Annotated in this window: 17 protein-coding genes; 9 read left to right on the forward strand and 8 right to left on the reverse strand. The window is 73.1% G+C overall.

Annotated elements, in window-relative coordinates; genetic code table 11:
• The first annotated feature begins 132 nt into the window (after positions 1 to 132).
• From AC3ET4_RS25315 to AC3ET4_RS25330, 4 genes are read left to right on the forward strand one after another with little or no spacing between them, the layout of a single operon-like run.
• Positions 133 to 678 carry a hypothetical protein gene (locus tag AC3ET4_RS25315; protein ID WP_431953238.1) on the forward strand — a complete coding sequence of 182 codons (546 nt, stop codon included), beginning with the start codon at positions 133 to 135 and terminating at the stop codon, positions 676 to 678.
• Positions 675 to 1,748: a peptidoglycan-binding protein gene (locus AC3ET4_RS25320; RefSeq protein ID WP_431953239.1), complete on the forward strand. Its 1,074-nt coding sequence runs from the start codon at positions 675 to 677 to the stop codon at positions 1,746 to 1,748. The genes AC3ET4_RS25315 and AC3ET4_RS25320 overlap by 4 nt, the downstream gene beginning before the upstream one ends.
• The gene (locus AC3ET4_RS25325) at positions 1,745 to 2,527 is read left to right on the forward strand and encodes an ABC transporter ATP-binding protein (RefSeq protein ID WP_431953241.1); all 783 of its coding nucleotides are present in this window, start codon (positions 1,745 to 1,747) and stop codon (positions 2,525 to 2,527) included. The genes AC3ET4_RS25320 and AC3ET4_RS25325 overlap by 4 nt, the downstream gene beginning before the upstream one ends.
• Positions 2,527 to 3,765, forward strand: a complete 1,239-nt coding sequence (locus AC3ET4_RS25330) for an ABC transporter permease (RefSeq protein WP_431953243.1) — start codon at positions 2,527 to 2,529, stop codon at positions 3,763 to 3,765. Before AC3ET4_RS25325 ends, AC3ET4_RS25330 begins: the two co-directional genes overlap by 1 nt.
• Before the next feature lie 156 nt (positions 3,766 to 3,921).
• Here AC3ET4_RS25330 and AC3ET4_RS25335 read toward each other — a convergent pair whose 3' ends face one another.
• On the reverse strand, positions 3,922 to 4,125 hold the full coding sequence (locus AC3ET4_RS25335; RefSeq protein WP_431953245.1) for a hypothetical protein: 204 nt from the start codon (positions 4,123 to 4,125) through the stop codon (positions 3,922 to 3,924).
• A gap of 465 nt (positions 4,126 to 4,590) precedes the next feature.
• Between AC3ET4_RS25335 and AC3ET4_RS25340 the strand changes: the two genes are divergently transcribed.
• A complete protein-coding gene (locus AC3ET4_RS25340; protein WP_431953247.1) occupies positions 4,591 to 6,483 on the forward strand; it encodes an FHA domain-containing protein in 1,893 nt (630 codons plus the stop codon).
• A gap of 24 nt (positions 6,484 to 6,507) precedes the next feature.
• On the opposite strand, the gene AC3ET4_RS25345 is transcribed toward AC3ET4_RS25340, so the two are convergent.
• On the reverse strand, positions 6,508 to 6,873 hold the full coding sequence (locus tag AC3ET4_RS25345; protein WP_431953249.1) for an ArsR/SmtB family transcription factor: 366 nt from the start codon (positions 6,871 to 6,873) through the stop codon (positions 6,508 to 6,510).
• Positions 6,874 to 6,954: 81 nt separating this feature from the next.
• Here AC3ET4_RS25345 and AC3ET4_RS25350 point away from each other — a divergent pair, with 81 nt between their 5' ends.
• Positions 6,955 to 8,265: an MFS transporter gene (locus AC3ET4_RS25350; RefSeq protein ID WP_431953251.1), complete on the forward strand. Its 1,311-nt coding sequence runs from the start codon at positions 6,955 to 6,957 to the stop codon at positions 8,263 to 8,265.
• A 168-nt stretch (positions 8,266 to 8,433) separates the two neighbouring features.
• On the opposite strand, the gene AC3ET4_RS25355 is transcribed toward AC3ET4_RS25350, so the two are convergent.
• From AC3ET4_RS25355 to AC3ET4_RS25365, 3 genes are all read right to left on the reverse strand, one after another.
• Positions 8,434 to 9,612 (reverse strand): GDSL-type esterase/lipase family protein, encoded by a 1,179-nt coding sequence (locus AC3ET4_RS25355; RefSeq protein WP_431953253.1) that lies wholly within the window; start codon positions 9,610 to 9,612, stop codon positions 8,434 to 8,436.
• 87 nt (positions 9,613 to 9,699) lie between these two features.
• Positions 9,700 to 10,269: a TetR/AcrR family transcriptional regulator gene (locus tag AC3ET4_RS25360; RefSeq protein WP_431953255.1), complete on the reverse strand. Its 570-nt coding sequence runs from the start codon at positions 10,267 to 10,269 to the stop codon at positions 9,700 to 9,702.
• 140 nt (positions 10,270 to 10,409) lie between these two features.
• The gene (locus AC3ET4_RS25365) at positions 10,410 to 12,536 is read right to left on the reverse strand and encodes a SpoIIE family protein phosphatase (RefSeq protein WP_431953257.1); all 2,127 of its coding nucleotides are present in this window, start codon (positions 12,534 to 12,536) and stop codon (positions 10,410 to 10,412) included.
• Positions 12,537 to 12,978: 442 nt separating this feature from the next.
• Here AC3ET4_RS25365 and AC3ET4_RS25370 point away from each other — a divergent pair, with 442 nt between their 5' ends.
• A complete protein-coding gene (locus tag AC3ET4_RS25370; protein WP_431953259.1) occupies positions 12,979 to 14,412 on the forward strand; it encodes a cytochrome ubiquinol oxidase subunit I in 1,434 nt (477 codons plus the stop codon).
• Positions 14,412 to 15,434 (forward strand): cytochrome d ubiquinol oxidase subunit II, encoded by a 1,023-nt coding sequence (locus tag AC3ET4_RS25375; protein WP_431953261.1) that lies wholly within the window; start codon positions 14,412 to 14,414, stop codon positions 15,432 to 15,434. Before AC3ET4_RS25370 ends, AC3ET4_RS25375 begins: the two co-directional genes overlap by 1 nt.
• Before the next feature lie 196 nt (positions 15,435 to 15,630).
• On the opposite strand, the gene AC3ET4_RS25380 is transcribed toward AC3ET4_RS25375, so the two are convergent.
• On the reverse strand, positions 15,631 to 20,115 hold the full coding sequence (locus tag AC3ET4_RS25380) for a S8 family serine peptidase (RefSeq protein ID WP_431953263.1): 4,485 nt from the start codon (positions 20,113 to 20,115) through the stop codon (positions 15,631 to 15,633).
• Positions 20,116 to 20,315: 200 nt separating this feature from the next.
• A complete protein-coding gene (locus AC3ET4_RS25385; RefSeq protein ID WP_431953265.1) occupies positions 20,316 to 21,314 on the reverse strand; it encodes a helix-turn-helix transcriptional regulator in 999 nt (332 codons plus the stop codon).
• A gap of 523 nt (positions 21,315 to 21,837) precedes the next feature.
• Between AC3ET4_RS25385 and wrbA the strand changes: the two genes are divergently transcribed.
• The gene (wrbA, locus tag AC3ET4_RS25390) at positions 21,838 to 22,449 is read left to right on the forward strand and encodes an NAD(P)H:quinone oxidoreductase (RefSeq protein ID WP_431953267.1); all 612 of its coding nucleotides are present in this window, start codon (positions 21,838 to 21,840) and stop codon (positions 22,447 to 22,449) included.
• 134 nt (positions 22,450 to 22,583) lie between these two features.
• Here wrbA and AC3ET4_RS25395 read toward each other — a convergent pair whose 3' ends face one another.
• Complete coding sequence (locus AC3ET4_RS25395) at positions 22,584 to 24,887, reverse strand: ATP-binding SpoIIE family protein phosphatase (RefSeq protein WP_431953269.1); 2,304 nt, start codon at positions 24,885 to 24,887, stop codon at positions 22,584 to 22,586.
• Between the last annotated feature and the right edge of the window lie 265 nt (positions 24,888 to 25,152).

Here is a 25,152-nt window from a genome sequence, read left to right on the forward strand (position 1 = left end):
GTCCGTGAGCGCGAAGGCTCACTGCCCTCTCACCGGCGGTCTGTTGGGATGTCGGCAGCAGCGTGACCGGAAATTTTGCGTGCTTTTGAAGGACGCTGCCACTCGGCCATCGGAGAACCAGAGATGCGATCAATGACCACACTCACCAGGCTGTTCGTCCCATCGGCGCTCATCGTCGCCGCTGTCGCGGCGCTCTCGGCATGCGGCGGTGGGGCCGCGCAGGGGCCGCAGGTGGCCAGTGTGCCGGACGGCACGGCGAGTGCCGCCTCGCCCCCGGCCGGCGGGGGCACCGACTGGATGCCCTTCGTACGGTGCCTGCGCGAACACGGCCTCGATGTGAGGGATCCCGACCCCGACAACCCGCAGGGCAATGTCGTCACCTTGGCCGACGGGGGCCAGATACCTGTCATGGACCCCGCCCACCGGGCGTGCGCGTCGAAGATGCCGGCACTGGACGAGGGCCCCCACTGGAAGCCGGAGGAGATCGAGAAGTTGCGGCAGTACGCCGCGTGCATGCGGGAGAACGGGGCGACGGAATTTCCCGACCCCGACCCCGAGACCGGCGACAAGCCCGAGGACTCGACGTACAACTTCAAGCTGGACCCGAAGGCCCGGAAGGCCGGGGAGGCCTGCGACCATCTCTACCCGCAGTCCGAGAGCCAGGGCGTGGCCGGATGAGCCGTCGGAAGAGCTCCGGGAAGGGGCGCCGAGCGCTTCTGGCGATCGGCGGGACTGCGGCAGTGGCCGTGGTGGTGGCCGGCGCGGCCTCCTTCGAGGTCCTCGAGGGCCACGTCGAAACCGCTGCCCCCAGCGTGTCCCCTCCGGCCACCGCGGAGGTCACGCGGAAGACGATGGAGCGCTGGATCACCGTGTCGGGTGCCGCGACGTACGGCCGCGCACAGCCCCTGACCGGACACGCCGAAGGCACGGTCACATGGCTGCCCGCACCCGGCACCGTGCTCCGCCGCGGCGACGTGCTCGCCCGGGTCGACGACCGCCCCGTCGTCCTCCTCTACAGCGAGCTCCCCGCCTACAGGGAACTGGCGTTGGACATCAAGGGCGAGGACGTCAAGGAGTTCACCACCAACCTCAGCGCGCTGGGCTACGGCGGATTCACACCCGGTGACACCTACACCGCCGGAGTCGAAGCCGCCGTGAAGCGCTGGCAGAAGGCCCTGGGCGCGCCGGAGACCGGCAGGATCGTCCTCGGAGACGTGGTGTACGCCGACGGCGCGCGCAGGGTCGCCGCGCGCGGTGCGGCCATCGGCGCCGCCGCGGTGTCCGAGTTGCTGACGGTGACCGGGACCACCCCGAAGGCCAAGCTCACCATTTCCGAGGCGGACTCCGAACTGGCGGTCAAGGGCGTGCGGCTGAAGGTGTACACCGCCGGTGGCAGGAGCACGGACGCCACGGTCGTGTCCGTCGGCGCCCCGCGCACCGGCGACAGTGGAGAGAACGTCCAGGACGTCACCGTCTCCCTGGCCGACCCGTCGGTCGTGACCGCCGGGACCGGTCGCGAGGCCGGCACCCTCACGGGCCGGTATCTCGCCGGTCGGCACGAGAACGTCCTGACCGTTCCCGTGCCGGCGCTTCTCGCGCTGTCCGGTGGAGGCCACGGTGTGGAAGTGCTGGACGGCGACGGGCGCAGTCATGTCGTCGCCGTGCGTCTCGGGCTCTTCGTGGACGGACGCGTCGAGGTCTCCGGCGACGGGCTGGCCGCGGGTGACAAGGTGGGAGCCGCGCGATGAGCGCCGACCCCGTCGTCGTCCTGGACCGTGTGAGCCGTACCTACGGCGGCGGTGTGGCCGCCGTGCGCGATGTGAGCCTGACGGTGGGGCCGGGCGAGGCGGTCGCCATCGTCGGCCCCTCCGGCTCGGGGAAGTCCACGATGCTCAACCTCATCGGCACGCTGGACCGGCCCACCGCGGGCCGGGTCGCCATCGCCGGGCACGAGGTGTCGAAGCTGAGCGATCGCCGCTTGTCCGCCTTGCGCGCGATGTACATCGGCTTCGTCTTCCAGCAGTTCCATCTCCCGGCGGGCTTCCCCATCGTGGAGGCGGTGGCCGACGGCCTGCTGTACTGCGGCGTGGCCCGGAGGGAACGGACACGCCGTGCCCTGGCCGCGCTCTCCCGAGTCGGGCTCGGACACCGGACCGACCACCGACCGCATGAACTCTCGGGCGGCGAGCGGCAACGAGCCGCGATCGCCCGCGCCATCGTCGGCGAGCCGCCACTGCTGCTCGCCGACGAGCCCACCGGCAATCTGGACACGGCTTCCGGCGGGGCCGTCATGGATCTGCTCAGGGAACTGCACACCTCTGGCACGGCCTTGGTGCTGATCACCCATGACGCCGAGGTGGCCGCCCGGTTGCCGCGCCGGATCGAGTTCCGGGACGGCGCCGTGGTCGGCGATCGGGCCACGGGCGCGGCCGACGGCGCCGGAGAGGCCACGACCGGATTCGCCGACCGGGCCGCCACAGGCCGTGGCCGCGGCCCCGGCCATCACACTGCGACGGAGCGCCGCTGATGCAGACCACTCCTTGCTCCCTGAGGCCCTTCCGGCTGCGGCCGCGTGACGTCCTGCGGGTCGGCGGCAGCGGACTGCGCTACCGGCCCCTTCGGGCCGTGCTGTCGGCGCTCGGCCTCGCCATCGGCATCGCCGCCATGACCGCCGTCGTCGGGATCTCCAGCTCCAGCCGCACGGCACTCGACCGGGAACTGGCCGCCCTGGGAACGAACCTGCTCACCGTCGGTCCCGGCACGGACCACGGCACCGGGCAGAAACAGGAGCTGCCGGAGACGGCCCCGGCCATGATCCGCCGGGTCGGCCCCGTGCAGTCCGTCGCCGCGGTCGGCCGGCTCCCGCGTGCCGCGGTCTACCGCAACGAGTACATCCCCACAGCGCTCAGCGGCAGCATCGCCGTCTACGCGGCGACGCAGGGCCTCCCGGAGGCACTGCGTGTGCCCCTGGTCGTCGGCCACTGGCCGAATGCCACGCAGGCGAGGCTGCCCGTGGTCGTTCTCGGCGCCGACACCGCGAACACCCTCGGGATCCACGAACTGCGTGCCGCTTCGGCCGCGGAGGGCCCGAACGGCGTCCAGGTCGTGCTGGGCGGCAAACGCTTTACCGTCGTCGGAGTCCTCGCCCCGTCCCCTCTCGCGCCCCAACTGGATCGGGCCGCGCTCGTCGGGTGGGGCGCCGCCCGTGCGGAACTGGGTTTCGACGGACACCCCACGACCGTCTACACCCGTGTCCGGGACGACGCGGTCCTCGACGTCCATGGCGTCCTGGCCCCCACCGCCAACCCCGAGCACCCCGAACAAGTGGCGGTCTCCAGGCCCTCCGACGCCCTCGTGGCGAGGAACGCTTCGGAGCGGGCCTTCACCGGACTCCTTCTGGGCCTGGGTTCGGTCGCTCTGCTGGTGGGCGGGATCGGGGTGGCCAACACGATGGTCATCTCGGTGCTGGAGCGTCGCTCCGAGATCGGTCTGCGCCGCGCCCTGGGCGCCACACAGGGGCAGATCCGGTTGCAGTTCCTCGCCGAGTCGCTGCTGCTGGCCGCACTCGGCGGAGTGGCGGGCGTACTCCTGGGCACCGCCGTGACCGGGGTGTTCGCCACGACGCGGGGATGGCCGACCACCGTGCCCGTATGGGCCTCCGCGGGAGGCGTGGCCGCCACGTTGGCCATCGGCGGACTGGCCGGCCTGTACCCGTCGGTCCGCGCCGCGCGCATGTCTCCGACGGAGGCGCTGGCCGGCACGTGAACGGGTGCGCCCTGCGGTTCGGGCCGGATCGGCAGGACCAGGAGGGCGCGGTGCACGGGCTCTTCCGAGCCGGTGCCCGCTGACGTGAGCGTCGCTTCGGTCGGCGTACGCCGCCCCTCGGCGACCACGGCCGAGGGGCGGGGTGCGGCAGACGGGTCAGTCCTGCGGTCGGCGGCTGCGCAGCCGGGCGAGCTCCGTCTGCCACCTGCTCCGGCGGTGGAGGCCCCCCGCTTCGGCGGCCTCCGGAGGGGACACGGGCAACCGGACCGATTCGCAGTAGGCCTTCCATGCCTGGTACCAGCCGGGCGCGAGGACGGCGGCGAGCAGGATGAGCGGGACGAGCACGGCGGATATCAACACGGCTGCTCCCTTCCGCGCGGCCGTCACGCCGGCGGGCGCGAACAACGGTCGGTGGACGCTGTGCCGCCGACCGGACCGGATGCAACGGGCTCCGTCCGTCATCGTCCTCCCGGGCGTGTCGAACGCAAATCGAGCGAACCGCCTCGGTGTCCGCGGCGCCGCTGGTCAGCCCGCTTTCCGCCGGGCGGTACGCGGACCGCGCCGACGCCCCGCCCGCTGCTCCGAACGGGTGAGGCGGGCGGGCCGGGCGCACGGCGCCGGGCCAGCGTGCCCCGGCCGGTCCGCGCACCATGTCAATCCGCCGGATGACGGAGTCGGCCGGGCCCGCCGGCCGTAGCGGACAGCCGCCGCGCGGGGCTGTTCCGCTCTGTCTTGCCCCGGGGGCGTTTCCCCCGGTGCGCGGCGTGGGCAGCCACGGACTGTGCGGGTGTCCGGGGTTCGTCGGCATGGGGAGATGAGGGATTGATGCCTCCTGAGATAGTTGGGCGTCGCGGCTCGTTGGCGGGGGAGAGGTTCGGGATCGGCGACAAGCCCCTCACGTTCGGGCGCAAGGACGGGAACACGGTGGTGATCGCCAGTGTCAGCGTGTCCCGCCTGCACGCGGAGGTGCGGCGCGAGGGCCACGGCTTCGTGCTCTACGACCGGGGCAGCAGCAACGGGACGCGGGTCAACGGGGAGCGGGTGACCTCGCATGTGCTGCAGCCCGGCGACGAGATCGCCATCGGTGACGAGACCTTCCGCTTCGAGGCCGCCGACGCCATGGAGACCATCCTCGACCTCTCGCTGCTGGAGGCGCTCGTGCCGCCCTCGGAACCGGCGGAGCCGGGCCAGGTGCTGCGGGTGACGGTCGCGGGCGGCGGTCCGGTGGGGCTGGCCTTCGCCCTCCTGCTGGAGAACCTGATGGGCCGGCGGGTGTTCGTCACCGTCTATGACGGCCGCTGGACCCAGGACGGGGACCGCGTCGTCTGGAAGGACGAGGGCCAGGGCAACGTCCGGCGGCAGCAGGTCGTGACGGTGCAGAGCCGGCAGTATCTGAACCTGCCCCAGGAGATGCAGGACCGGCTGTTCACGGAGGGCGCGTACAGCGAGATGTGGCCCGCGGGCCCGGACTCGATCCGCGGTCGCAACCCGCGCAACATCCGCATCGCGTACGTCGAGGACACGCTGCTGGACCTGGCCGGCAGCAAGCGCGAGCGCATCCGCCTGGTCCCCGCCCGGTTCGACGCGGCCGAGCATGCGGAGGCGGTGGCCTCCGAGCACGTCCTGGCGATCTGCGAAGGCGGCCGGTCGCGCACACGCGAGCATTTCGCCGCCAGATTCGGGACGGCCGACACCTCCATCTACTCGCTGGACGGGGTGCACCTGCAGGACGTCGTGCTGGGCCTGCGCGTACGGTCGAGGCTCTCCGACCCCATGACCGTCCTGCTCACCGTCGCGCAGAACCGCTTCCTGCTCAACTCCCTTCGGGGTGAGGGTTTCCTGAACATGCGGCTGACCGACGCCGAGGCGCGGGAGGTCGTCGGGATCGACCCCGTGCGGCAGGTCTTCGAGCAGTGCGTCGCCTCCCGGCCCTGTGTGATGAGCCGCGACGGACACGGGGACTTCCACTGCTCCACGCACAGCACGTTCTTCCTGCCCGCCCTCATCAAGGGATCGCCGCTGTGGCAGCGCGTCAAGGAGGGACTGGCGCTCTTCGACGTCGACGAGCAGGACCTGAGCGCGATCACCGCCTTCCGCCTGGACATGGTGCAGCGCCCGCGCTTCACGGCCCGTCTGCACCCGGCGACCGCGACCACTCCCGGGACGTACGGTTTCCTGCTCGGGGACGCCGCCAACGCCATCCACTTCTGGCCCGGGCGCGGCCTGAACAGCGGTCTCGCCTCGGCGATATCGCTGGCCCGCACGCTCAGCGGCACCTGGCGCGGCCGGGCGCTGCGGGACGCGGACTTCGTACGCCACGAGGCGGCGATGTCGATGCTCCAGTACCGGCACAAGAGCCGTGCCTGGAACGCGATGATCACCACCGACGAGAACGGGGTGGGCCAGGCGATCAAGGACCGGATCGCGCGGAGCATCGAGGAGTGCGCCGCGGCCGAGCCGGACCGCGAGGGCGACATCGACGCGCTCATGGAGCAGGTGCGCGCTATCCGGGCACGCCTGGCGCCGCGGATCGCCGGGATGCCGGACGACGAGACGCTGCGGCGGCACCTGGGGAGTCTCGGCGGCGAGACGTTGCGCACCCTGCGGGACAGTGGTCCATGGGACACCGTCACCGTCGGCGGCGAGGAGGTCGACATCGACATCTTCTACCGCGACGCGGGTCCCACCTCGCCGCGTGCGGCCCCGCTGGCCGGCTGAGCAGCCGAGCGGTCGACCGGCCCGTCAGGGGCCGATCGGCCCCATCAACCCGGGCGGGTCGGGGGGAGCGGCGCCCGGCTCGTCGAGGACGGCGGTGATCAGTCCGGGGAATCGGCTCTCCAGTTCCTCGCGGCGCAGGCTGATGAGGCGCTGCCGGCCGTGCGGGTCGTTGCGGATCACCCCGGCCTCGCGGAGCGTCTTCAGGTGGTGGGAGAGGGTGGACTTGGGGATCTCCCCGTTCATGGGCTGGCAGGCCGATCCCTCCAGGGGCCGGTCGGCCAGGCGGCGCACCAGGTCCAGCCGCGAGGGGTCGCTCAGGGCGAAGAGCACGTCGGTCAGCACCAGGTCCGCGGTGTCGGGATGCGGCAGTTCCCGGGGGGCTCCAGTCATGGTTCGATAATAGTTGAACAATCGGCGGCTGTGTGTTTTCCTCGAATGGTTCGATAATTGTGGAACCGTTCGGAGCCCCCTATGCACACCCATCGCCGCGAGCGGCGACTGCCGCGGCCGGTCGGCTTCTGGCTGCTCGCCGCCACCCTGCTCGCCTTCCTGGCCGCCTCCAGCGCACCCTCCCCGCTCTACGTCGTCTACCAGCACCAGTGGGGCTTCTCGCCGACCGTCCTCACCGAGGTCTTCGCGGTCTACGTGCTGGCGCTGCTGGTGGCGCTGCTCAGCGTCGGCGGGCTGTCCGACCACGTCGGCCGGCGGCCGGTGCTGCTCGCGGCGCTGGTCGTCGAGGCCGCGGCCATGGTCGTCTTCCTCACCGCGGGCGGGGTGGGCGCGCTCTTCCTCGCCCGCATCCTGCAGGGCGTGGCCACGGGCGCGGCGGCCGGGGCCATCAGCGCGGGGCTGATCGACCTGCAGCCCTCGCCCACCTCGGCCCTGGGCTCGCTGCTGAACACCCTGGCCTCGGCCACCGGACTGGCCGTCGGGGCGCTGGGCGCCGGCCTGCTGGTGGAGTACGGCCCGGCCCCCACCCACCTGGTCTTCGTCCTGCTGACCGCCGTGTTCGTGGTGCTCGCGGCACTGGTGCTGTACCTGCCCGATCCCGTCTCGCCGCGCCCGGGGGCCTGGGCCTCGCTGCGGCCCCGTGCGGCCGTACCGGCGCAGGCCCGCCGCGCCTTCCTGGTCGCGACGCCCTGCCTCGTCGCGACCTGGGCGATCGGCGGGCTCTACCTCGCGCTCGGCCCCTCGCTGACCGCAGGGGTGCTGCACCTGTCCAGCCACCTGGTCGGCGGCCTGGTCGTCGCCACCCTCTTCGGTGCGGCGGCCGTCGCCTCCCTGCTCCTGCGCGGCGTGGCGCCGCGGCGGATGATGACCGGCGGCTCGGCCATGCTCGCGGTGGGGACCGGGCTGACGCTGCTCGCCCTCGCCGGACCCTCGACGGCACTGTTCTTCGTCGGCACCGCGCTCGCGGGGCTGGGCTTCGGCGCCGCCTTCCTGGGCGCCTTCCGCTCCCTCGCGGCGCTGGCCCGGCCCCCGGAGCGGGCGGAGCTGTTCGCGTCGCTCTACGTCGTGAGCTACCTGGCCCTGAGCGTTCCGGCCGTCGTGGCAGGCTTCGCCGTGCCGGACTTCGGTCTGCACAGCACGGCCACGGTGTACGGCTCCGTGGTGGTCCTGCTGGCGCTGCTGTCCGCCGTGTCGGCGGCGCTCGTCCGCAGGCCCGCCGTCGTGATACCGGCCGCGCCCGAGGCCGCGTCCGCCGGCGAACCCGCCGCCGGCCTGCCGACCGTTCCGGCCGCGACCTCCGCGGCGGCCGGCGAGCCCGGGACCGGGGTCTGACCGGGCGCTGCGGGCCGGACGCGGGGGCGACGCCGAAGGCGCCGCCCCCGCGGGTGACGATGTCGCGGGAACGCGTCGGGCGCGGCTCCACGACCCGGACGACCGCCGACCCGGGCGACCGCGAGAGCGGGCCGCCCGGCACGGGCCCGCCGGTGTTCGCCCGGCCGGTCAGCGCTTCGCCGCGGCGAACGGGCCGGGGCCGGCGAACACCAGCCGGGCGAAGTTCTCGCCGATGCGCCGGTGCCCCGCGGGGTCGGGGTGGATCCCGTCCGGCAGCGGCAGTTCCGCGTAGTCGGCCGGGCCGTAGAGCTCCCGGCCGTCGAGGTAGTGCAGATGCGGGTCGTCGGCCGCCCGCCGGGCGACCACGCGGGCCAGTGCGTCGCGGATGACGTTGAGGGTCAGCCGGCCCGCGGCGCGTTCCGCCGGATCGCCGGTGGCGACGAACCGCAGCGAGCCGCCGTCGACGTCCGGCGCCAGTGGCCCCGGTGTGTCCTCCTGCACGGGGCACAGGACGGAGGAGACCACCAGCAGGGGTGTCGTCGGATGCCCCTCGCGGACGAGGTCGAGAAAGCCGTCCACCGCCGGGACGAAGGCGCGCAGGCGCATCACGTCGGCATTGACGATGTTGATTCCGATCTTGAGGCTGATCAGGTCGGCCGGCGTGTCACGGATGGCGCGGGCGGTGAACGGATCCAGCAGCGCGCTTCCGCTGAAGCCCAGGTTCACCAGCTCCACGCCGCCCGCGGCGGCGGCCAGGGCGGGCCAGGTCGCTGTCGGATGCGCGGCGTTGGAGCCATGGCTGATGGAGCTGCCGTGGTGCAGCCACACCCTGCGGCCCCGCGGACCGGAAGCGGCGATGGGCGCGTCGCTGCGTAGCGCGATCAGCTCGGTGGTCTCGTTGTGCGGCAGCCAGATCTCGACGTCCTTGTCTCCCGGCGGCAGGCCCTCGAACCGGGCGGTGCCGGGCGGCCCCTCGTGCAGCTCGGCGGTCTGGGTGAGCATGTCGGTGATCTCCCGGACGTTCCCGCCGGGCACGGTGGTCTGCGCGGCGAGACGGCCGTCGACCAGCAGGTCGTACACGCCGTCCGGCGGTGGCGGGAAGCCGCGGTAGACGCGCTTGGTGGGGAGCGCGTCGAGTTCGACGGTGGTGGCCCGGGTGCGGAAGGCCAGCCGGACGCCCGACGGCTGCGCCTGCGCGGTGGCCAGTTGCTCGTCCGGGATCTGCCGGCGGGCCGCGGCGGGTAGGCGGTGGGGGAGCAGCCCGCTGCGGGTGCGTTCCACGTCGAGTGCGCCCCGCAGCAGTTCGGCGGTGACGGGAGTGGCGATCAAGTCCGGGTTCGCGTGCATGGTCCTCTGCTTGTCCGTGGGCGGTTCGCGGGCCGGTGGCCACAGGGTGTGGCGGGGTGTCCCGGTGGGGAGGCGGCAGGCACGCCCTCAGCGGGCCGACCGCTCGCGCAGCAGCGCGTCGAGCGAGTCCAGCGCCCACGACCACGACTCCTCCGCCGCGACGGGCGTGTGGTCGAAGCCCCCCGCCAGTTCGAGGCTGACGTAGCCGTGGAAGACGCTGCCCAGCAGACGGACGGCGTGCGTCTGCTCCGGCTCCGGTAGGCCGTAGCCGCGCAGGACTGCCCGCGACATCCGGGCGTGCCGGACACCGGCGCCGGTGGCGGCCGTCTGCGGGTCGAGCCTGAGCTGCGCCGCCGCGTAGCGGCCGGGGTGCTCCCGGGCGTAGGCGCGGTAGACGTCGGCGAAGGCGATCAGGGCGTCCTTGCCTGCGCGACCGGCCAGGGCCTCGGCCGCGCGGTCGGCGAGTTCCTCCAGGGCCAGTAGGGCGATCCTGGTCTTGAGGTCCTGTGAGTTCCTGACGTGGGAGTACAGGCTGGCGGCCTTGACACCGAACCGCTCGGCCAGCGCCGAGACGGTGACCTGGGCGAAGCCGACCTCGTCGGCGAGCTCCGCGCCCGCCTGGGTCAGGCGTTCCGCGGTGAGTCCTACGCGTGGCACAGCGCGTCTCCCTTCTTCCCATCGGCATTATGCGTTTGCCTAAACAGTGTAGGCAAATGCCTTCTGCGATGTGTTCGCTGGTGCGCGTGCGCTGTGTCGCGGTGCGCTGGTACAGGGCTCCTCTGGCGTGCCGGGCGGCGTCAGCCCCCGTCACACCGCGCCTGGATGAGGAGCAGGGCGATGTCGTCGCTGCGCGCGGGGGACTGCTCGGCGTGGTGCACCAGGGCGTCGGCGAGCTCGTCCACCGTCCCGGGCCCGTGCTGCGCGAGGCGCGCGGCGAGCGCCGCGATGCCCTCCTCGATGTCGCCGCCCGGGGTCTCGACCAGTCCGTCGGTGTACAGGGCGAGCACGGCGCCGGGCGGCAGGGGGACGTCCGTCGGCGGGTAGGTGGCGGCGGGGTCGATACCGAGCAGCAGTCCCGGTGCCGGGTCGAGGACCTCGACCCGGCCGTCGGGCCGCCGCAGCAGCGGTGGCAGGTGGCCGGCCGTGGCGAGGCGGGCCCGGTGCCGCGCCAGGTCCAGCTGGACGTAGAGGCAGCTGGTGAACAGCCCCGGGTCCAGATCGGTGAGCAGGCGGTTGGTGCGGGCCAGGACCTCGTCGGGCGGGGCCCCGGCGGTGGCGTGGACAGCCGTGCGGACCTGGCCCATCAGCGCGGCGGCGCTGACGTTGTGTCCCTGCACGTCGCCGATGGCCGCGCCCGCGAGGTGTGAGCCCAGACGGATGAGGTCGTAGAAGTCGCCGCCGATGCCCATACCGGGGCCGGCCGGCAGATAGCGGGCGGCGACGTCCAGGCCGGGCACGCTCGGAAGCGTCCGGGGGAGCAGGCATTCCTGGAGTTCCTGGGCGAGGCGGTGCTTGGCGTCGTACAGGCGCGCCCGTTCCAGCGCCTGGGCGATCAGCCCGGCGGCGGCGGTCAGGACGGTGCGCTCCTCGTCGGTGAACGGGTGGGGGCGCTCGTAGGCGATCACCAACGAGCCGACGGGACGGCCGGAGGAGATCAGCGGCAGGAAGGCCCAGGAGCTCATGTCGTCGTGGAGCACGGCGGGCGGGTAGGCCTGGTGGAGTGCGGCGAAGTCGGGGAAGAAGCCGGGGGTGCCGGTGGTCAGCGCCCGCACGGCGGGGGTCTGCGAGTTCAGGGGGGCACCGTCGAAGTGTTCCAGCAGGTCGGAGGGGTAGCCGCGGTGGCCGATCAGCCGCAGCCGGCCGTCCTGCGCTGTCATCAGCGCCAGGGCCTGGGCACCGAAGGCGGGCAGCAGCTGGTCCGCTGCCTGGTCCGCGACGTCCCGCACGCTGATCGCCTGGGTCAGCGTGGCCGCCAGGTGCATCAGGTGGTACATGATGTTCGCCCGGCCGGGTTCGGCGGCGGGCGCGGGGCTGAGCACCCCTGCGGGGTCGGAGGGCAGGGCGGTCGGGACGATGCGGACGCTGACGCCGGAGGAGTCCGGATAGAGATGGAAGGAAAGGCACGGGCCCGTGGGCGGCGAGGCGCTGAAGGAGGAGGGCTGCCCGCTGATCAGCACGGCCCGGAAGCGGTCCTCGACGACGGGCCCGTCCAGCCACGGCAGCGCCGTCCACAGGCAGGCGCCGAGCAGTTCGGCGACCTCGGCGCCCAGGAGCTCGGCCGCCCCGGTGGTGGCGAACAGGATCCGGCCGTCCAGGTCCAGCGTGCAGCAGCCCCCGGGGAGCCGTTCGGCGAAGTCCACCGCGGACTGCGCCTCGGCGGGCCACACCGCGCGCGGGCGCGTCGCAGGCAGCACGCGGGGCTCCGGGGGCGCGGCGACAGGCCGGCCCTCGTCCGCGGCGCGGCGAAGGAGCCGCAGCAGGTCCCCGCAGGCGGTGTCCATCGCGGCCCGCTCCCGTGGGGTCGGGCCCTTCGGCCGTGAGCCGGGCCACTGGAGGACCAGCCCGCCTGCCGCGGTGGTGCCGTCCGTGACCGGTGCGGCGGCGAGCGCGAAGGAGTACGGAAGCATGAGGGCGAGACGGGGGTAGGTGCGCGCCATCTCGTCCTGGCCGCCGACCCATACCAGGCGGTGCTCGCGCACCGCATCGGCCACCGGGGTGTGGTCGGTCAGCGACACCCGCGTCCACGGCGCGGCGGTCTTCCGGGAGACGCCGCCCAGCACGGCCAGCCGCAGGACCGGTTCCCCCGCGGCGAGCAGGTAGACCGCGCCGACCGACGCCGCGGTGTCCCGCATCGCCCTGGCCAGGACGGTGTCGGGCGAGACCGCTTCGAAGCCGGGGGCGGCCAGGAGATCCGCAGTGTGCATGCGCTCACCCTCTTCCGGCGGCGGCCGGGCGGCGGCCCGTAGGCGTCGCACATCCGTCTCATCAAGGATGACCCACATATGGGTTCCTTGTCTGTCGTTGTACGGCAGGAGACATCGGGACAGGAGTGGCCCGACGCGCACGGCACGCCGGCGCGGGCGGCCGGCCGGGCGCCGTGCGCCGTGCGCCAAGAGGTGGCGCACGGGGCGCCGCGGCCCTGGCCGCCGCAGCCCCGTCCGCAGCGCCCGCGGCCACCGGCGGGATGTCGACCCGCGCCCCCCGAAAGGGTCATCGCCCCTCTCCCGTCATGCGCATTACCTCATATATCGGCCATCGTGGCCTAACGTGATCGTTCTGTCGCGAAAGGGTCGTGGTCGATGTGATGGCGATGGCATGCGCGGGTGGTCCGGAACGCCGGCGGCCCGCTGACGGGCGGTACGAGTGGTGACGGGGGCCGCGTGGGGAGTCCTGGCCCAGGGAATCGCGGCGGCGGGAGACCCGGCGCAGTTGCTGCCGGCCCGTCAGCAGATGGCGTTCACCCTGGGCTTCCACATCATCCTCGTGCCGTTCGGCGTCGCCCTCACCACGCTGATGCTCGTCGCCAACTACCGCGGTCTGCGCCACGGGGACGCCGACTCCCTGCGGATCGCGCGGCGCTGGTCGAAGGTGGCCGCGGTGCTCTTCGCCGTGGGGGCGATCACCGGCACCGTCCTCTCCTTCGAGCTCGGCATCCTCTGGCCCGGCCTGATGCGCGGATACGGTCCGGCCTTCGGGTTCCCGTTCGCCATCGAGGGGCTGTTCTTCTTCCTCGAGGCGATCTTCGTCTCCATCTACATCTACGGCTGGGACCGCCTGTCGCCCTGGGCGCACTTCTGGACGGGTGTCCCGGTGGCCTTGTCGAGCATCGGGGGAGCGGGCGCCGTCATCGCGGCCAACAGCTGGATGAACCACCCCCAAGGCTTCACGTTCCGCGACGGACAAACCGTGGCCGTCCGTCCGGCGGAGGTCTTCTTCAACGGAGCCTTCTGGTGGGAGTTCCTCCACATGCTGCTCGCCGCGTACATCGTCGCCGGTTTCGCGGTGGCGAGCGTGTACGCGGTGGGCATGCTGCGCGGCCGCACCTCCCGCTACCACCGCGTCGGGTTCCTCATCGGATTCGTCACCGCCGCCGTCGCGATGCCCCTGCAGATCATCGTGGGGGACACCATCGCCCGCTACGTCTACGATGCCGAGCCCGCCAAGTTCGCCGCGATCGAGCTGCTGCCCGAGACCGGCACGCACGTCCCCGAGACGCTCGGCGGCGTGCTGATCGACGGGCAGGTCAGATACGGGATCCCGGTGCCGGACATGGCCTCCCTGCTGGCCGGGTTCCGCCCGTCCACCGAGATCAAGGGGCTCGACGCGATCCCCGCGGACGTACGCCCCTCCGACCGGGCCGTCAGCACCGTCCACCTCGCCTTCGACGTCATGGTCGGGCTCTCCTTCGCCCTGCTGGCCCTCGCCGTGTGGTTCGCCTGGCTGTGGTGGCGCAAGCACCCCTGGGAACGGCAGCGCTGGTTCCTGCGCTGCTGCGCGCTCAGCGGACTCGGCGCCGTGGCCTGCCTGGAGAGCGGCTGGGTCGTCACGGAGGTCGGCCGCCAGCCCTGGACCGTCGTAGGCCATCTCCTCACCCGCGACGCGGTGACCACCCAGGGCAACCTGTGGGTCTTCTTCGGGGCGGTGCTCGCCATCTACGCGGCCGTCGGCGTGGGCGCGGTGACGGTGCTGCTGTCGATGAAGCGGCGCTGGCAGGCCGAGGGCGACGACAGCGTGGACGTGCCCTACGGCCCGCGCACCGGACCGGAACCCGTCGGTGCGCGCCCCGGGACGGAGGAGTGATGCCGCAAGCCGTCGCCGCCTTCCTCTTCCTCGGGGTCATCGCCTACTGCCTCTTCGGCGGCGCCGACTTCGGCGCCGGATTCTGGGACCTGACCGCGGGCGGAGCAGAGCGCGGCAAACGCCCCCGGCATTTGATCGACACCTCGCTCGGCCCGGTGTGGGAGGCCAACCACACCTGGCTCGTCTACTGCCTGGTCTTCCTCTGGACGGGGTTCCCGAGCGCGTTCACCGCCATCACGACGACCCTCTACATCCCGTTGGGCATCGCCGTCCTCGGCATCGTGCTCCGCGGGGCCGGCTTCGCCTTCCGCAAGGCCTCGCTGCGCACGCCCGAGCAGCGCCTGTACGGCGTCGCGTTCGCCGCGTCGTCCGTCCTGACTCCGTACTGCTTCGGCTCGATCGCCGGGGGCATCGCCTCCGGACGCGTGCCCGCGGCGGGCAACGGGGACCCCGTCACCAGCTGGCTGAACCCCACCTCGGTGCTCGGCGGCGTGCTGGCCGTGCTGGTCTGCGCCTACCTCGCCGCCACCTACCTGTACGTGGCCGCCCACCAGCAGCACGACCACGCCCTGCGGCGGCACTTCCGCACCAGGGCCCTGCTCGCCGCCGCCGTGACCGGAGTCGTCAGCATCGCGGGCATCTTCGTCCTGCGAGCCGACTCGCCGCGCCTGTTCGGCGAACTCAGCCACCGCGCCCTGCCGCTGGTGGTGCTCGCCGCCGTCTGCGGGGTCGCGAGCATGGTCCTGCTGCGGAGCGAGCGGACGGGCTTCCTGCGCGGGCTCGCCGCGGCTGCGGTCGCGCTCGTCGTGCTGGGCTGGGGTGTCGCCCAGTATCCGTACCTGCTCGGCACCCATGTCGAGATCGGCGAGGCGGCGGCTCCGGACGCCACGCTGGCGGTCACACTCGGCGTGGCCGTGGTGGCCGGACTCCTCATCTTCCCCTCCATCGGGCTGCTCTTCCGGCTCGCCAACCGCGGCCGACTGCGGCCGCCGGAGTCGGCGCCGGCGGAACAGCGGCACTGAGCGCACGGGCGGACGGCCGCCGCATGAGCAGGGGAGAAGAGGGCCCGCGGGCCGGGAGCAGGGCCACCCCCGGCCGGCGGCTCGGCGCCCGACACCCTCGTCCGGGCCGGCGGCTGACGGTGCCGGTGCCGAACGCGAGCGGCCCGGCCGGCGTACCCGAGGGGGTACGCCGGCCGGGCCGGTTCGATGGGTGGTGCTAGCGGGTTACCCCGAGCACGGTCTCACCCGTACGGTCCGCGCCGGTGCCGGTCACCCGTACCGTCACGCTCTTCGCGTGGCCGTTCGGGACGGTGACGAACGTGTGGGCGTAGCCCTCCGCCGTCGCCTGTCCGGAGCCGACGGCCTTGCCGTCGAGCCGCACCGTGAAGCGCTCCCGCGGCGACAGGCCCGCCGCGGTGACCGAGACGATGGAGCGGGCGGCGGCCTGTCCCGGCATCGCGTCGACGACCAGCGCCGACCCGGAGGCGCGCACCGGTTCGAGGTCGTCGGCGTCGACCGCCGGCACGAGGAGCCTCCGCTCGACCAGGGCCTGGAAGATCGGGCCGTTGATCTCGAAGTACGCGGTGGCCCACAGCGGCTGCCCGGCGGGCACCGTGACGGTCCGGGAGACCGGGGTGCCCTCCTTGTCGCTGACCGGCGTGGGGATGGGCTCGTTCACCAGGAGCGATGTGCCCGCGTAGACCTGCGAACCCTCACCCGCCGCGAGGTCGAAACCGGCGCTGTAGGCGGCAGGGCGGTGGGTCACCGTCATCTTCAGCGACGCGGGCCCGTCATGGTGCTTGTCCGCGCCGCCGTGCGGGAAGGTCGCGTAGAACGGCTCCACCATCGCGGGCTTGCCGCTCTTCCGGGCGCTGTCCTTGTTGCCGTACGTCGCCACGGTCGCCCCGTCGAGCAGGAGGTCGAGGCGGTCGACTCCGGTCGTGTCGTAGGAGCGGGTGAACGTGTCCTGCGGATCGGCCTGCAGGGTGGCGAAGACCAGGTCGCCGCCCGTCAGCTTGTAGCGCAGCGTCGGGAAGGCGACCACCTCGGAGTTGTTGGTGTAGCTCACCTTCGCGGTGTGCTTCGCCGAACGGTCCTCGGTGATCGACGCGGTGCTCGCCGCCGTCGCGGCCGGCTTCCAGGTCGCCGACTCGCTCTGCCCGGCACGTCCGTGCGCCTCGACCACGGTGAGGGTGGCGGTGAGCTTCTCCGCCCTGGTCTCCACCGGGTCGGACGCCCAGCCGTACCAGTTCAGCGTGCTGGCGTCGATGGGCAGGGTCCGGTCCAGGTAGGTGCCGGAGGTCCCGCGGACGGTGACGTGCACCGTGCCCTTGCCCCGGATGGCGCCGGTCATCGAGGCCAGCGGGTTGCCGTCGAAGGCGTGGGCGTCGCCGTGGCCGACGTCACCCAGGACCAGCTTGCTGACGGTGAAGGAGCCGCCGGCGCTGTGCTTGCCGTACGTGACCTCGAGCGTCTGCTTTCCGGTGGCGATGGCGGACGGGAGGGTGACCACCCGGCCCACGCCGCCGTCGTCGGTGGTGCGGCCGCTCGCCAGGACCTTGCCGGAGCCCTTCACCCGGATCTGGAAGTCCACGGCAGGGGTCAGACCCGTCGCCCAGACGACGGCGGACTGGCCCGGTACCGCGTAGGCGGGATTGACGGTGACCGTGGCACGGCCCCCCGGAGTGTGGGGCGCTCCGGTGCGCGGGTCGGTGGTCACGGTCAGGTAGGTGGTGTGCCCGGTGTCACCGTACGTGATGCGACCGAGGTAGACGGACCCGTCCCGTAGCCCCTTCCAGGACAGGGCGACCGGGGTGGTGGTCCCGGCCTTCAGGTGCGCCGTGGCGGGCTGCGCGGTGAAGGAGCCCTCGGCGTTCCCGTCGCCCAGCATGAAGCTGGACGCGGTGAAGTCGAGGGATCCCGATCCGCTGAAGAAGCTCACCTCGACCTCGTACAGACCGGGTTCGGGGTTCTCCAGCTCGACCTGCTCGTCGGCGGAGTCGGTGGCGGACTGTCCGACCAGCGTCGTGTCGCCGTACTCGTTCAGCCGGTACACCGACAGGTCCAGGTCGGACGAGTCGTCGTCGGCGGCGTCGAGGGTGAACCGGGCGACGTCCGTTCCCTTGGGGACCTCGACGACGTGGGTCCGCGCGGGTCCGCCGACCGTGCCCGATCCCTGCACCTGCAGGCCCCGGGCGAGCCCGGTGAGCTTCAGCGGGACGTCGCTGTCCTCACCGCCGCTGATGTTCACGGTCGTCCGGCCCGTGCTGCCGGAGGCGGCGGCGGTCGCCGGCGCGGTCATCGCGACCGGTCGCACCGCGACCGCGCTGCGCACGGTCTGCTTGCCGTCGCGCCAGGTCAGGTACCCGGTGGCGTACTCGCCCAGCGGGGCGGTGGTGCGGTTGAAGGTCACCTTGAAGGTGGCGGACTGGCCCGCCTTGGTGAACGTCAGCGACTTCGGCTCGACGACGGTGTCCACGCCGGGGATCTGCACCGCGTCGGCGGTGTAGGTGCCGGGCCCGGTGGAGGTCACGGTGCGGGTCACGGTCTGCCGCCCGGCGAGCGAGCCGACGCCGATCGACGCCAGGTTGAGGTCGGTGGCAGCCGGAGCGGTGCGGTCGCCCCTGATGGCCGCGACGTACTGCGCCCAGTCGTCGGGGCCGTTGAGGTACAGCAGCCCCGGGTTCAGGTAGCGGGTCGCGTCCACCTGGCCGTTGCCCTGTGCGAAGACGTCGCCGGACGCCTCTCCCGTCTCGGTCACGGTGGGCCGCGTGGTGGTCATCAGCGCGGACTTGATCTCGGCCGGGGTCGCCTGCGGGTGCAGGCCCAGGTAGAGCGCGCCGAGACCGGCCACGTGCGGGGACGCCATCGAGGTGCCCGACATGTAGGTGAAGCTGGGCTTCCCGCCTGCGGCGTTGGCGGCGTCGGCGAGGACGCCCACGCCCGGCGCCGCGAGGTCGGGCTTGATCAGGTCACCGCCGTCGGCCCGCAGGGGGCCGCGGGAGGAGAAGCCGGCGATCTGCGGCACCGCGGCCGACGCCAGGTGGTGAGGGTTGCCCTCCACCAGGGTCGCCTTGGGCGCGTCGGTACCGGCGTACGAGACCAGCGCGTCGTAGCCGTCCGCGTCGACGGCGATGGTCGGGACGGCGTGGGCGTCGAGGTCCACCGAGTCCGGCGAGGGGTTCACCAGGATCATCCCGATGCCGCCCGCGCGCTTGACCTCGGCCGACTTGGCCGTCCGGTCGTACGTGCCGCGCTCGCACAGCACGATCGCGCCCTTGACCTTGGAGCCGTCCAGGTCGCCGGGACCGCACAGCCGCGGGCGGGTGGCGAGCGCCGTCCCGGCCGTAGAGGCGGCCACCAGCGGGCCGGTCACTGCGGTCCCGTCGGCCGGGAGCGAGATGGACGCGCCGAGCACGTTCGCCCCGTTGCCGAACTCCACCGTGGCCTCGCGGGTCGGCGTGGTGCTCGCCGCCGTGGTGGTGATCCACGGCGAGGCGTTGTCGACGGTGCTCTCCGAAGGGCCGGAGTTGCCACCGGCCGTGGCGACGAAGATGCCGCTCACGGCGGCGTTGCGGAACGCCTCGTCCACGAGTGAGTCGGTGCTGCTGGCGCCGGCGGCGACGCCGATCGAGTAGTTGATGACGTCGACGTTGTCGGCGACGGCCGCGTCGATCGCGGCCAGCAGGTCACCGGTGGCGCAACCGTCGTCCTCGAGGATTGTCGGGTCGGGCCCGGACCAGCATGCCTTGTAGGCCGCCACCTTGGCGGCCGGCGCCACGCCGGAGATCGTGCCCTGCGGATGCCCGGCGACCTCGGCCTTGACTCCGTTGGCGCCCGCCGCCGTGCTCGCGGTGTGCGATCCGTGGGACTCGCCGTCCCGGGGCGACAGGTACTCGCCGGTCTCGGGGTCGCCGATGTGGTCGACGCCGAAGTTGTCGACGAAGTACCGAGCCCCGACGATCTTGGTGGAGCAGGCGGCGGCGGTGAACTGGACACCCGTGGTGCACGTGCCGGTGAAGGTGCCCCCGTCGCCCTTGCGGTAGGTGATCGTGGAGCCGTCCAGGTACGGTTCCGCACCCGGCTCGGTGCCGAGCGGGGCACCGGCGAACGAGGGGTTCTCGGGGGCGATGCCGGTGTCGATGACGCCGACCACCACGCCCTTGCCGGCGCCGGCGACGCCGCCGTTGCCGGCCCACACCCCGTTCTCACCGCTGAGGCCCAAGTAGTCCGTGGAGTTGACGGCCAGCGGCTTGCGCAGGTCGTCCTTGACCACCGACACCACCGTGGGGTCGTTGCGGAGTTCCTCGACCTGCTGCGGCCGCAGTTCGGCCGTGAAGCCGTTGAGGGCGGCGGAGTAGGACGAGATCACCCGGGCGCCGACCGTGCCGGCCGTCTCGGACTGGCGCTCCCGCAGGTAGCCTCGGTACGCCTTTACGGCGGCCGAGCCGGCCTTCAGGCCCTCGCCTTCGCGCGGAGCGGTGCGGGCCTTGCCCGCCACGCCACCGGTGTACGTCGCCGCGGACGGCTCGCGCAGGGTGACGATGTACCGGCCGGCGGTGGGTGCTTCGCCGGCCTCCGGCGCCTGCCCCGTGTGCTGGGCGGCGAGGGCGGGAGGGGTGGGAAGCGGCGCGGCGGCGGCCGGGGTCAGGCCGGCGGCGCTGGAAAGGGCGAGGCCGGCGACTGCGACGAGTGCCGCCATGGACCGCGGTATCGCCGAACGGCGCGGGGGTTGATGGACAGGTGGTGCCACCAAGGCTCCTTCGTGTGGGGTGACCGGGCATCCGGCCGAGGGGGGACGCCGTGCGGGCGCACACCAGTTCTAGCCGGGTGATCCCTTGGTGGCCATCGAGTTGCGCTGCCGATACCGGTCAGTGGCCAGAACGGGCCACCGCTTTGCGGTCAGATCCAGTCGCGGCGGGTCGCTGCGACCCCCGCTCCGAAGCGGTTGGTGGCGCCGAGTTCGGCGAACAGGTCCTGGATCCTGCGGCGTAGGGTCCGCGGTGAGATGCCGAGTTGCCGGGCGATCGCCTCGTCCTTGACGCCGGCGGCGAAGAGGGCCAACAACGTCCGTTCCTCGTCGGTGGGTTGACGTGCCCGTTCGACTCCGGCCGTCGCCTTGCCGGGCAGCGTGCCGCAGTCGGTTGACTCAGTCAAGGGGGAGGCCGCCGACCAGTAGTTCTCGAAGAGTTCACCCAGGGCCTCCAGCAGAGGCGGGGATTCGGTGTACAGGTACTCCGCGCTTCCGACGGCAAGGGTCAGCGACACCAGCGCGGCCGAACGGTCGGCCATCGCCAGCTTGATCGGCAACGCCGGGACGACCCTGGCCTCCTCCCCGCGCGACACCAGGTTGCCCAGGTCCTGCCAGCCGCCCTCGGCCTCGAAGCTGGCGGCGGCGTAGACGGCCCGTACCCGGACCCCGCGCCGCACCGCCGCCTCGTCGAGCGGCTCGTTCGGGGCGAGGAGGAACGGCGGGCGGTCCAGGGCGCACAGTTCGGTCCGCGCGGACTGCTTGAGCCGGTAGTAGCGGTCCCCGATGGACTCCAGGCCGCTGATCACGCTGGTGCCCGGCCCGCCGTCACGGGCCCTTCTCGCCGTGTCGAAGAGCTCCCCCAGCGGTCCGGTGGCGTCGCGCACCGCCTCCAGTTGGCGCTCGCGCGCCTCGACCAGCGCGCGCAGCGCGTGCCGGGGGTCCACCGTGAAGAACTCCCCGGAGGAGCGGCGGCTCATCAGCCCGGCGCGGTGCAGCCGTTCGAGGACCGCGAGGCCCTCCTTCGCCGACACGCCCAGGGCGGCGACCACGTCGTCGGCGGTCGCGCTCTCCTGGGACAGCAGGAGGCGGTAGGCCTGTTCGGCCATCGTGTCCACGCCGACCCAGGCGAGCGGTCCGTCGGTTTCCACGAGGTCCTCCATCCCCTCCCCATGACGTCACCGACGCGATGGAATCAAGAACGGGCGGCAACTTCAAAGCGCGAGCCGACCGCCCGCGGGCGGTCACCCGGACCCGTCTGCCGCTCCGCACCGGGCCGGTGCGCGGCTGTTTCCGCGTCGGGCCCGGCCGCGCGGTCGGCGGGCGGTGGCCGGCGGCGACATCTCCCGGCCCCTAATGTCCCGTCGTCCTCAGGGACTTGAACGGCGTCGTGGTGGCCCGCATGACCCGTGCCGCATCGAGGACGACGCGGCCGTCGTGGCACGGGCCGGCCGCGGTCCCCGGTCCGGGCGGTGCGGAGCGCACCCGGTGGCCGGGCGGTCGGCGTGACATTCGTCGCACGGCCGCCGGTGGACAGAGACGCCCCCATTGTTGTTAAGTTTTCAACTAGAAGGTTTACTCTTCAACCAACGACCGGCCCGTTTCCCCCACGGCCCCGGCATTCGCGGACCGCACACCCCCACCGGGGGAGGGTCCCCCACGAAAGGAACCACCTTGTCGATCAAGCTTGCGATCGTCTACTACTCCTCCACGGGCACCATCGCCGAGATCGCGAAGGAGATGGCCGACACCGCGGAGAAGGCGGGCGCAGAGGTGCGCCTGCTCAAGGCCGCGGAGCTCGCCCCGCAGGCGGCGATCGACTCCAACCCCGCCTGGGCCGCCAACCACGCCGCCACCGCCGACATCCCGGTGGCCACCGCGGCCGACGTCGAGTGGGCCGACGCGGTCATCTTCGGCACCCCCACCCGCTTCGGCAACATGGCCTCGCAGCTGAAGCAGTTCATCGACACCCTCGGCGGACTGTGGGCGCAGGGCAGGCTGGCCGACAAGGTGTACAGCGGCTTCGTCTCCACCGCTACCTCGCACGGCGGCCAGGAGTCGACCCTGCTCGCCCTCTACAACTCCATCCACCACTTCGGCGGCATCGTGGTGACCCCCGGTTACACCGACCCCGCCAAGTTCGTCGACGGCAACCCGTACGGCACCTCCCACGTGGACGCCCAGGGCAACAACCCCGTCGGCGACACCACCCGCACCGCCGCGCGCATCCAGACCGAGCGCGTCATCAAGCTCACCGCCGCCCTCAACCGCGGCCTCGCGGGCTGACCCCGCGGCGACGGCGCACCCGCCCCGGACGACAGGCCGCGGGTGCGCCGTCCCACCCCACCCGCTCGGCGGCGCCTCCCCCTGTCGTGCCGGAGGCGCCGCCGGCCCGTACCGGTGCCGCCGTCCGCGCGGGATCAGCGGCCGTCCTCCCGGGGGCCCAGCGGTTGCTGGGCCCACACCGTCTTCCCCTGCCCGCGGTAGCGCACCCCCCACTGGTCGGCGAGGCCCGCGACGATGAACAGCCCGCGCCCGTTCTCGTCGACGGTGCGCGCGTGCTTCACATGGGGCGCGCCGACCGCGGTGTCGCTCACCTCGCAGGTGAGCATCTGCTCGAGCACCATGCGCAGTCGCAGGGGCGGAGCGCCGTAGCGCACGGCGTTGCCGACCAGTTCGCTGACGATCAGCTCGGTGGTGAACGCCGTCTCCTCGCCCACGCCCCAGGCCGCCAGCCGGCGACGCACGGCCCCGCGGGCCAAGGGCGCGGCCTCGGCGCCGGCCGGCAGCACGCGGGTCAACACCCGGTCCGCGGGCAGCGCGCTCGTGCGGGCCAGCAGCAACTCCGCCTCGTCGCTGCCGCCGGATCCGGCGAACGCGGAGGCGATGGCGTCACGCACCTCGGGCAGCGGACGGGAGACCGCGCCGTCCAGGAGCGGGCGCAGCGGCGCCGACGGCGCCAGGACCCGCTCGGCGAACGCGCCCGTCGCCAGGGCCAGGGTGCTCCCCGCGGGTAGGACGGCCGTGGTCGTCGGGAAGGGGGCGTCGTCCGGTCCGCTGAGCAGCGGACCAGGAGGGACGGCCAGGGCGTCCGAGGTGCCGTCCGGGAGCACGGCGACCGGCTCGGGCAGGCCGGCACGCGCGATGACGCACGTGAGTTCCACCGGATCGTAGACCGCGATGGCGCATCCGATGTCGAGCGTCGCGCAGCCAGGCCCCGGCAGCGCGGCGGACGCGGCGGCGAGCCGGCCGGCGGTCTCGCTCAGCCGGGCCAGCAGTTCGTCCGGAGGCAGGTCGAGGCCGGCGAGTGTGTGGAGGGCCGTCCGCACCAACCCCATCGTGATGGCCGCGACCATGCCGTGCCCGGCCACCTCGCCGACGACCAGAGCCGTCCGCGCGCCGGGCAGCGGGATCGCGTCGGACCACGCCCCGCCGCCCTCCGGACCGGAATGGTGCAGCTGGGACACCTCCACTGACGGCCGCAGCGCCGGCTGCCCGGGGAGCAGTCTGCGCTGGAGGGTCGAGGCGATGATCCACTCGCGCATGTACTGCCGGGCGTTCTCGACGCACAGGGCGGCGTGCGCGCACACGGCCGAGGCCGTCCGCAGATCGTCCTCGTCGAAGGGGGCCCGTCCCTGCCCCCGGTAGAAGCTGACCACACCCAGCGCCTGGTCCCGCAGGGTCAGCGGGGCCACGATCAGGGAACGGGCACCGCGCTCAAGGATGACGGCCCCACGGACCGGGTCGGCGGCCAGCCACGGGGCGTGCTCCTCGACCGGCAGCAGGCGCGCGCGGAGGTCGGACAGGACCTCCGCGAACGGGGTCCCGGCCGGCAGGGGACGCACCTCGCCCACCGGGTACGCCGACCCGCCCCGGACCGCGGCGCGCCGCACGGGCACGTCCCGGTGGACGGGTACTTTCGGCGGTTCCTCCCCGCGCACGACGTCGTCGACGATCTCGACGACGGCCGTGTCGGCGAGGGCGGGCACCACCACGTCCACCAGCTGCTGGCAGACGATCCCCACGTTCGGAACCTGCCCCAGTCGGGTGTGTACCTCGTCCAGCAGGTCCAGGCGGCCCTGTGCCCTCACCCGGTCGGTCACGTCGACGGAGGTCGCCACCACTCCGAGCGCCGCACCCCGGCGGTCCTCCAGGCGGAAGTAGCTGACGGAGCGTACGCGGTCCTTGGGCCGGCCCGGCCCCCAGGCACCGCGGACGAGCCGGTCCAGGACGGGTTCCCCGCTCTCCAGGACCCGTCGGGCCACGGCCGCCTCCGCCTCGGGGTGATCCAGCGCGAAGACCTCGGTGAAGGGCCGCCGCGGCGGGCTCCCGCCGGCGCGTGCGCCACCACCCGACCCGCCGAAGGCGGCGCTCATACGCAGCACGCGCAACTGCGGGTCGAGGACGAGCACTTCCATGGGGGAGTGGGCGAAGACGGTCCGCAGGACCGCCGCGTCCTGCTGCGACGGCGCCGGGTCCGTTGCCGCGAGCACCCGCCACAGCACCGACGAGCCGCGCAGCACCGGCTCGATCCGCACGGGGAGCCCGCAGGGAGAGCCCGTGCCGAGGCTGCCGGCGTCCAAGTCGGTCCCGCGCAGGAGCGCGCCCAGGGACCGGCCGACGGCCTCTTCCGCGGAGCGGCCGAACAGCTCCTCGGCCGCACGTCCCCACTCGAGCACCCGGCCGTCCTCGTCGACGAGGACCAGCACGTCACCGCTGGGCATGGACCACGCACCTCCGGTTCCATGCCTGCCCGCGTCAGCCGCGAGGAAGCCCCTCCGCGGCGACGGCTCCGCCGATCGGCGCAGCCCGCGGTGGGGCCGACCGCCGCACGGCGTCGCGCCCCGCCGCGATTGCGCCCGGGGCCTGTCACAGACGGCGTGATCATCTCGGTCTCCCTGCGGGTGCGGTGCCCGTCCGGGCGCGGGGGCGTGCGAGGCGGCCCGGTGTACGTCACCGCCTTGACAGGTTACGTATGGGTGGGTCATT

The organism is Actinacidiphila sp. bgisy167 (assembly GCF_057707665.1).

What these genes read in the sequence shown, in the direction of transcription:
- AC3ET4_RS25315 (WP_431953238.1), top strand. Translation starts at nt 133, where the DNA reads ATGACCACACTCACCAGGCTGTTCGTCCCATCGGCGCTCATCGTCGCC.
- AC3ET4_RS25320 (WP_431953239.1), top strand. Translation starts at nt 675, where the DNA reads ATGAGCCGTCGGAAGAGCTCCGGGAAGGGGCGCCGAGCGCTTCTGGCG.
- AC3ET4_RS25325 (WP_431953241.1), top strand. Translation starts at nt 1,745, where the DNA reads ATGAGCGCCGACCCCGTCGTCGTCCTGGACCGTGTGAGCCGTACCTAC.
- AC3ET4_RS25330 (WP_431953243.1), top strand. Translation starts at nt 2,527, where the DNA reads ATGCAGACCACTCCTTGCTCCCTGAGGCCCTTCCGGCTGCGGCCGCGT.
- AC3ET4_RS25340 (WP_431953247.1), top strand. Translation starts at nt 4,591, where the DNA reads ATGCCTCCTGAGATAGTTGGGCGTCGCGGCTCGTTGGCGGGGGAGAGG.
- AC3ET4_RS25345 (WP_431953249.1), bottom strand. Translation starts at nt 6,873, where the DNA reads ATGACTGGAGCCCCCCGGGAACTGCCGCATCCCGACACCGCGGACCTG.
- AC3ET4_RS25350 (WP_431953251.1), top strand. Translation starts at nt 6,955, where the DNA reads ATGCACACCCATCGCCGCGAGCGGCGACTGCCGCGGCCGGTCGGCTTC.
- AC3ET4_RS25355 (WP_431953253.1), bottom strand. Translation starts at nt 9,612, where the DNA reads ATGCACGCGAACCCGGACTTGATCGCCACTCCCGTCACCGCCGAACTG.
- AC3ET4_RS25365 (WP_431953257.1), bottom strand. Translation starts at nt 12,536, where the DNA reads ATGCACACTGCGGATCTCCTGGCCGCCCCCGGCTTCGAAGCGGTCTCG.
- AC3ET4_RS25375 (WP_431953261.1), top strand. Translation starts at nt 14,412, where the DNA reads ATGCCGCAAGCCGTCGCCGCCTTCCTCTTCCTCGGGGTCATCGCCTAC.
- AC3ET4_RS25380 (WP_431953263.1), bottom strand. Translation starts at nt 20,115, where the DNA reads ATGGCGGCACTCGTCGCAGTCGCCGGCCTCGCCCTTTCCAGCGCCGCC.
- AC3ET4_RS25395 (WP_431953269.1), bottom strand. Translation starts at nt 24,887, where the DNA reads ATGCCCAGCGGTGACGTGCTGGTCCTCGTCGACGAGGACGGCCGGGTG.